This window comes from Pseudomonas sp. NPDC089530 (assembly GCF_050280705.1).
In the GTDB taxonomy this organism is placed as follows: domain Bacteria; phylum Pseudomonadota; class Gammaproteobacteria; order Pseudomonadales; family Pseudomonadaceae; genus Aquipseudomonas.
In genome coordinates this window covers 23252-30449 of the sequence record NZ_JBNNVU010000067.1, presented here as the reverse complement: position 1 = coordinate 30449, position 7198 = coordinate 23252, and the positions used below count along the sequence as shown (strand labels likewise).

Below are 7198 nucleotides of genomic sequence, written 5' to 3'. Positions count from 1 at the left end.
GGTTGTAAGGGATCTTCAGTTCGATGTGGCCCAGGGCGTAAGGCGCGATCACCGAGACGTTGTACTTGAGGATCACGCCGCCGTAGGTCAGGTCCGCAGTCCGGTCACTACAACACCGGCCTGGAAAAAGAAAAGCTGATGGAAGTGCAGAAGGTCCTCGAAGAGGCCGCACGCGCCAAGGCCATCGGTTCGACCCGTTTCTGCATGGGCGCGGCCTGGAAACACCCCTCGGCCAAAGACATGCCGTACGTGCTGGAGATGGTCAAAGGCGTGAAGGCCATGGGCCTGGAAACCTGCATGACCCTCGGTCGCCTGGACCAGGACCAGACCGAAGCGCTGGCCAAGGCCGGCCTGGACTACTACAACCACAACCTCGATACCTCGCCGGAGTTCTACGGCAACATCATCACCACCCGCACCTACAGCGAACGCCTGCAGACCCTGGCCTACGTGCGCGATGCCGGGATGAAGATCTGCTCCGGTGGCATCCTGGGCATGGGCGAATCCCTCGATGACCGCGCCGGCCTGCTGATCCAGCTGGCCAACCTGCCGGAACACCCGGAGTCGGTGCCGATCAACATGCTGGTGAAAGTGGCCGGTACGCCGCTGGAAAACTCCGAGGAGGTCGATCCGTTCGACTTCATCCGCATGCTCGCCGTGGCCCGTATCCTGATGCCGCAATCCCACGTGCGCCTGTCCGCCGGCCGCGAAGCGATGAACGATCAGATGCAGGCCCTGGCGTTTTTCGCCGGCGCCAACTCGATCTTTTACGGCGAGAAACTGCTGACCACCGCCAACCCGCAGGCCGACAAGGACATGCAACTGTTCGCGCGCCTGGGCATCGCCCCGGAAGCCCGCGAAGAGCACGCCGACGAAGTGCATCAGGCGGCCATCGAACAGGCGCTGGTGGAACAGAAGAGCAGCGAGCAGTTCTACAACGCTGCCGTCTGATCTGCTGCCCCTGTAGGAGAGGCCGGTCGACGCTCGATTGCCCGCGATCCAGACACCTCTGTGTCCCTGGCTCACGCGGTGAACCATGCGCGGGCAAGCTCCGCTCCGTTACAGGGATGATGTCTCTTTTCTTGCCTGCGAGGCCTGCATGTCTTTCGATCTCCGCGCGCGTCTCGCTGCCCGTCGTGCCGAAAACCTTTATCGCCAGCGCCCCCTGCTGGAAAGCCCGCAAGGGCCGCAGGTGGTGGTCGACGGCCAGCCCTTGCTGGCGTTCTGCAACAACGATTACCTGGGCCTGGCCAATCACCCGCAAGTGATCGAAGCCTGGCGCGCCGGCGCGTCGCGCTGGGGCGTGGGCGGCGGCGCTTCGCACCTGGTGATCGGCCACAGCACGCCCCACCATCAACTGGAAGAAGCCCTGGCCGAATTCACCGGCCGCCCACGGGCGTTGCTGTTCACCACCGGCTACATGGCCAACCTCGGCGCGGTCACCGCCCTGGTGGGCCAGGGCGACACGGTGCTGGAAGATCGCCTCAACCACGCCTCGTTGCTGGATGCCGGGCTGCTTTCCGGCGCACGCTTCAACCGTTACCTGCACAACGATGCCGCCAGCCTGGCCAAGCGGCTGGAGAAAGCCACGGGCAATACCCTGGTGGTCACCGACGGCGTGTTCAGCATGGACGGCGACCTCGCCGACTTGCCGGCGCTGGCCCGTGAAACCCGGGCCAGGGGCGCCTGGCTGATGGTCGACGATGCCCACGGCTTCGGGCCGCTGGGGGCCAATGGCGCGGGGATTGTCGAGCACTTCGGCTTGAGCCAGGACGATGTGCCGGTGCTGGTCGGCACCCTCGGCAAGGCGTTCGGCACCGCTGGGGCCTTTGTCGCCGGCAGTGAGGAACTGATCGAAAGCCTGGTGCAATTCGCGCGTCCTTATATCTACACCACCAGCCAGCCGCCGGCCCTGGCTTGCGCCACCCTGAAGAGTCTGGAGTTGCTGCGTAGCGAGCACTGGCGGCGCGAGCACCTGAATGCGCTGATCCGTCAGTTCCGCCAGGGCGCCGAGCAGATCGGTCTGACGCTGATGGACAGCTTCACGCCGATCCAGCCGATCCTGATCGGCGACAGTGGGCGGGCGGTTCGCCTGTCGCAGAAGCTGCGCGAGCGCGGCCTGATGGTCACCGCGATCCGTCCGCCGACCGTCCCCGCGGGCAGCGCGCGCCTGCGGGTTACTCTGTCCGCGGCCCACAGCGAAGCTCAGGTCCAGCTATTGTTGAATGCATTGGCGGAGTGTTTTACCGAACTGGGACCGGAGCCAAGCCATGCGTGATCGACTGATTCTGTTGCCCGGTTGGGGCCTCGGCGTCTCGCCGCTGGAGCCTTTGGCGGCGGCCTTGCAGGGGCTGGACGAGCACCTGCGGGTCGAGATCGAACCGTTGCCGGAGCTGGAGTCCAGCGACCTGAAAGAGTGGCTCGACGAACTGGACGCCAGCCTGCCGGACAATGCCTGGCTTGGTGGCTGGTCGCTGGGCGGCATGCTGGCCTCCGAACTGGCGGCGCGTCGCGGCGACCGCTGCTGTGGCCTGCTGACCTTGGCCAGCAACCCCTGCTTCGTGGCCCATGCCGAGTGGTCGAGCGCGATGCCGGGGGAGACCTTCGACGGGTTTCTCGCTGGGTGCAATGCCGACCCGCGCACCACTCTCAAACGCTTCAGCCTGCTGTGTGCCCAGGGCGCCAGCGATCCGCGGGGCCTGTCGCGCCTGCTGTCGGGCGGTGCGCCGCACACCTCGGGCCCGGTGTTGATGGCCGGCCTGGAGTTGCTGGCGCAGCTGGACACCCGTAACGCTCTGCAGGCGTTTCGTGGCCCGCAGTTGCATCTGTTCGCCGGGCTCGACGGCCTGGTGCCGGCCGAGGCCGCGGGTGAATTGCTGACGTTGTTGCCCGATATCGAAGTAGGTCTGATCGAACAGGCCAGCCACGCGTTCCTTCTGGAGGATCCCCACGGTGTGGCGGGGGCGATCCAGGCTTTTTTGCATGAGTCCGGTGATGACTGATCTGTCCCTTCCCAAACTGCCCGGCAGCTTGCCCGACAAGCGCCAGGTGGCGGCTTCCTTTTCCCGCGCCGCGTCCAGCTACGACAGCGTGGCGCAACTGCAGCGCGACGTGGGCAACGAGTTGCTGAGCCGTCTTCCAGCAGACCGCGAGCCGGGTCGCTGGCTGGACATGGGCTGCGGCACCGGTCATTTCAGCCGTCTGCTGGGCCAGCGTTTCCAGGCCAGCGAAGGGCTGGCCCTGGACATCGCCGAAGGCATGCTCGAACACGCCCGGCCATTGGGCGGGGCACAGCATTTCATTGCCGGAGATGCCGAGCGCCTGCCGTTGCAGGGGCAGAGTTGCGAGCTGATTTTCTCCAGCCTGGCGGTGCAGTGGTGCGCGGATTTCCGTGCGGTGCTCGGCGAAGCGCAGCGGGTGCTGAAACCGGGCGGCGTGCTGGCCTTCGCCAGCCTGTGCGTGGGTACGCTGTACGAATTGCGCGACAGTTGGCGTCAGGTCGACGGCATGGTGCATGTCAACCGCTTCCGCGAGTTCAGCACTTATCAACAGCTGTGCGCAGCAAGTGGCTTGCGCGTGCTGAGCCTGGAAACCTGCCCGCATGTGCTGCACTACCCGGATGTGCGCAGCCTGACCCACGAGTTGAAGGCCTTGGGCGCGCACAACCTCAATCCTGGTCGGCCCGGCGGGCTGACAGGACGGGCGCGGATCAAGGGCTTGATCGACGCCTATGAACAGTTTCGTCAAACGCAGGGACTGCCCGCGACCTACCAGGTGGTCTACGCCGTGTTGGAGAAACCGCTATGAGCCAAGCCTATTTCATTACCGGAACAGACACCGACGTCGGCAAGACCACTGTCGCTGCGGGGCTGCTGCATGCGGCGCGCCTTTCGGGGCTGAGCACGGCGGCCGGGAAACCCGTGGCATCGGGTTGCGACCCGTCCCCCAATGGGCTGCGCAACGCCGATGCGCTGGCATTGCTGGCCGAGTGCTCGTTGCCGCTGACCTATGACGAGGTCAACCCGCTGGCCTTCGAACCGGCCATTGCCCCCCATCTGGCGGCCCGTGAGGCCGGCGTGGCGTTGACCGTGCAAGCCTTGCTCGGCCCCATGCGCCAGGTGCTGGCCAAGGGCGCGGACTTCACCCTGATCGAAGGGGCGGGCGGCTGGCGGGTGCCGCTGGCCGGCCAGGACAACCTGTCCGACCTGGCCATGGCCCTGGACCTGCCGGTGATCCTGGTGGTGGGCGTGCGCCTGGGCTGTATCAGTCATGCCTTGCTGACAGCCGAGGCCATTGCCCAGGATGGTTTGCAACTGGCCGGCTGGGTGGCCAACATCATCGATCCGAAGACTTCGCGGCTCGAGGAAAATCTCGCCACCCTGGCGGAGCGTCTGCCCGCGCCTTGCCTGGGCCGGGTTCCATGGCTGAAAGCTATGAGCGCGGAAGCGGTGGCCGCACATCTGCAACTGGATCTGCTTGACTAGATTTTGCCTATGATGAGGCACTGTGCCATTAGTGTTTTTGACGGGTCTTTTTTTGACGCGTCTGGTTCAATAGCGGTTGTTCATTCTTTACCGAGTCGAGTCCTCCCATGGAAATTTCCGGGAATACCGCTTTCTACGCTGGCCTGAGTACCATTCAGACCGGGCAGAACCGTGTCGATCAGGCTGCCAGCCAGATCGCCAACACGACCATTGAACGCTCTGTCTCCAGCCAGTCTTCCGAACTCCAGGTCGAACGCCTGCGCTCCGTCGATCGCAGCCAGCAATCGGACCTGGCCGGCAGCATGGTCGAACTGTCCATGGGCAAGGTCCAGGCGGAGCTGGGGGTGAAAGTCGCCAAGGCCGCCGATGAAGTGCTCGGTACGCTGATCGACACTTACGCTTGACCCCTCCCACGGGCCACTCCGCTCCTTTCTGAGAGCGGGGTGGCTCGTGTCAGATGCTTTCTGAAACAGTCCCATCCCGACCGCCCAGTCGGCCTGTTCCTATACTCCATCGACGCTCCCGAATATTTCACGGCATTCGCTGTGGGCCTTTGCGCGCAAGGCTTGCAGAGCAGCGATGACGAACGGTGTTTGCATGGTGCTTGACAAGATTTGGGCGTAAACGTATGTTTCAAACAACTGTTTGACCGCCATAACAAATCAACGCGGTTGTTCATTCCCGGTTACATCAGCAGAGGTTTATCGCTATGCCTGACTACAAGGCCCCCTTGCGTGATATTCGCTTCGTTCGTGACGAACTGCTCGGCTATGAAGCGCACTATCAGAGCCTGCCGGCTTGCCAGGACGCTACTCCAGACATGGTTGACGCCATCCTCGAGGAAGGCGCGAAGTTTTGTGAGCAGGTACTGGCCCCTCTGAACCGTGTGGGTGACCTGGAAGGCTGCACCTGGAGTGAGTCCGGCGTTAAGACCCCGGCTGGCTTCAAAGAGGCCTACAAGCAATTCGTCGAAGGCGGCTGGCCAAGCCTGGCTCACGATGTCGAGCATGGCGGTCAAGGCTTGCCGGAGTCCCTGGGGCTGGCAGTCAGCGAAATGGTCGGCGAAGCCAACTGGTCGTGGGGCATGTACCCAGGCCTGTCCCATGGCGCGATGAACACCATCTCCGAGCACGGTACGCCCGAGCAGCAAGAGGCTTACCTGACCAAGCTGGTATCCGGCGAGTGGACCGGCACCATGTGCCTGACCGAACCACACTGCGGTACCGACCTGGGCATGTTGCGCACCAAGGCCGAACCTCAGGCCGACGGTTCCTACAAAGTCACCGGCACCAAGATCTTCATCTCGGCCGGTGAACACGACATGGCCGACAACATCGTCCACATCGTGCTGGCCCGCCTGCCGGACGCTCCGGCTGGCACCAAAGGCATCTCGCTGTTCATCGTGCCGAAGTTCCTGCCGAACGCCGATGGCACTGTCGGCCAGCGCAACGCAGTGAGCTGCGGTTCGATCGAACACAAGATGGGCATCCACGGTAACGCCACTTGCGTGATGAACTTCGACGCGGCCACCGGTTTCCTGATCGGCCCGGCGAACAAAGGCCTGAACTGCATGTTCACCTTCATGAACACCGCTCGCCTGGGTACTGCGCTGCAAGGCCTGGCCCACGCCGAGATCGGTTTCCAGGGTGGCCTGAAGTACGCTCGCGATCGCCTGCAAATGCGTTCCCTGACTGGCCCGAAAGCGCCGGACAAGGCGGCTGACCCGATCATCGTGCACCCAGACGTGCGCCGCATGCTGTTGACCATGAAGGCTTTCGCCGAAGGCAACCGCGCGATGGTCTACTTCACCGCCAAGCAGGTCGACATCGTCAAGTACGGCGTGGACGAAGAAGAGAAGAAGAAAGCCGATGCGCTGCTGGCGTTCATGACGCCGATCGCCAAGGCGTTCATGACCGAAGTCGGCTTCGAGTCCGCCAACCACGGTGTGCAGATCTACGGTGGCCACGGCTTCATCGCCGAGTGGGGTATGGAGCAGAACGTTCGCGACAGCCGTATTTCCATGCTGTACGAAGGCACCACCGGCATCCAGGCCCTGGACCTGCTGGGCCGTAAAGTGCTGATGACCCAGGGCGAAGCGTTGAAAGGCTTCACCAAGATCGTCCACAAGTTCTGCCAGAGCAACGAAGGCAACGAGTCGGTCAAGGAATTCGTCGCGCCGTTGGCTGCACTGAACAAGGAATGGGGCGAGCTGACCATGAAGGTCGGTATGGCGGCCATGAAAGACCGTGAAGAGGTGGGTGCCGCGTCCGTGGACTACCTGATGTATTCCGGTTATGCCTGCCTGGCCTACTTCTGGGCCGACATGGCGCGCCTGGCGGCGGAGAAGCTGGCTGCCGGCACCACCGAAGAAGCGTTCTACACCGCCAAGCTGCAGACTGCGCGCTTCTACTTCCAGCGCATCCTGCCGCGTACCCGCACTCACGTTGCGGCCATGCTGTCGGGTGCCAACAACCTGATGGACATGAAAGAAGACGACTTCGGCCTGGCTTACTAAGCTCTACCGACGTCCGCCAAGAAGCCGCTTCTCCTTCGGGGGAAGCGGCTTTTTTATGCGCTGCTGAACCTGAAAATAAATCCGACTAAAACGTTAAGAAGAAGCGGCCTCCTGCCGTTACAGGGGTGGCAATGTGATATGTGTCACATTTGACCTGTTTAACTGTGCCAGGTGAAGGCATAGTGCCATCTACTGTTTA

At 63.1% G+C, this 7198-nt stretch carries 6 protein-coding genes and 2 pseudogenes; 7 read left to right on the top strand and 1 reads right to left on the bottom strand.

Annotated elements, in window-relative coordinates:
* Positions 1-91, bottom strand: a pseudogene (locus ACQKQA_RS21895) (DUF3298 domain-containing protein); the annotation flags it as partial.
* Positions 92-93: 2 nt separating this feature from the next.
* Here ACQKQA_RS21895 and bioB point away from each other — a divergent pair.
* The 7 genes and pseudogenes from bioB to ACQKQA_RS21860 all read left to right on the top strand — a co-directional run.
* Positions 94-951 (top strand): annotated as a pseudogene (gene bioB, locus ACQKQA_RS21890) (biotin synthase BioB); the annotation flags it as partial.
* Positions 952-1099: 148 nt separating this feature from the next.
* Positions 1100-2278: an 8-amino-7-oxononanoate synthase gene (gene bioF, locus ACQKQA_RS21885; protein ID WP_427562283.1), complete on the top strand. Its 1179-nt coding sequence runs from the start codon at positions 1100-1102 to the stop codon at positions 2276-2278.
* Positions 2271-3002, top strand: coding sequence for an alpha/beta fold hydrolase (locus tag ACQKQA_RS21880; protein WP_427562280.1), 732 nt, complete (start codon positions 2271-2273; stop codon positions 3000-3002). Before bioF ends, ACQKQA_RS21880 begins: the two co-directional genes overlap by 8 nt.
* Complete coding sequence (gene bioC, locus ACQKQA_RS21875) at positions 2995-3807, top strand: malonyl-ACP O-methyltransferase BioC (RefSeq protein ID WP_427562277.1); 813 nt, start codon at positions 2995-2997, stop codon at positions 3805-3807. The genes ACQKQA_RS21880 and bioC overlap by 8 nt, the downstream gene beginning before the upstream one ends.
* Positions 3804-4484, top strand: coding sequence for a dethiobiotin synthase (gene bioD, locus ACQKQA_RS21870; protein ID WP_427562274.1), 681 nt, complete (start codon positions 3804-3806; stop codon positions 4482-4484). Before bioC ends, bioD begins: the two co-directional genes overlap by 4 nt.
* A gap of 107 nt (positions 4485-4591) precedes the next feature.
* Complete coding sequence (locus ACQKQA_RS21865; protein WP_427562271.1) at positions 4592-4888, top strand: pyrroloquinoline quinone biosynthesis protein PqqE; 297 nt, start codon at positions 4592-4594, stop codon at positions 4886-4888.
* 305 nt (positions 4889-5193) lie between these two features.
* Complete coding sequence (locus ACQKQA_RS21860) at positions 5194-6999, top strand: phenylacyl-CoA dehydrogenase (RefSeq protein WP_427562268.1); 1806 nt, start codon at positions 5194-5196, stop codon at positions 6997-6999.
* Positions 7000-7198 lie beyond the last annotated feature (199 nt).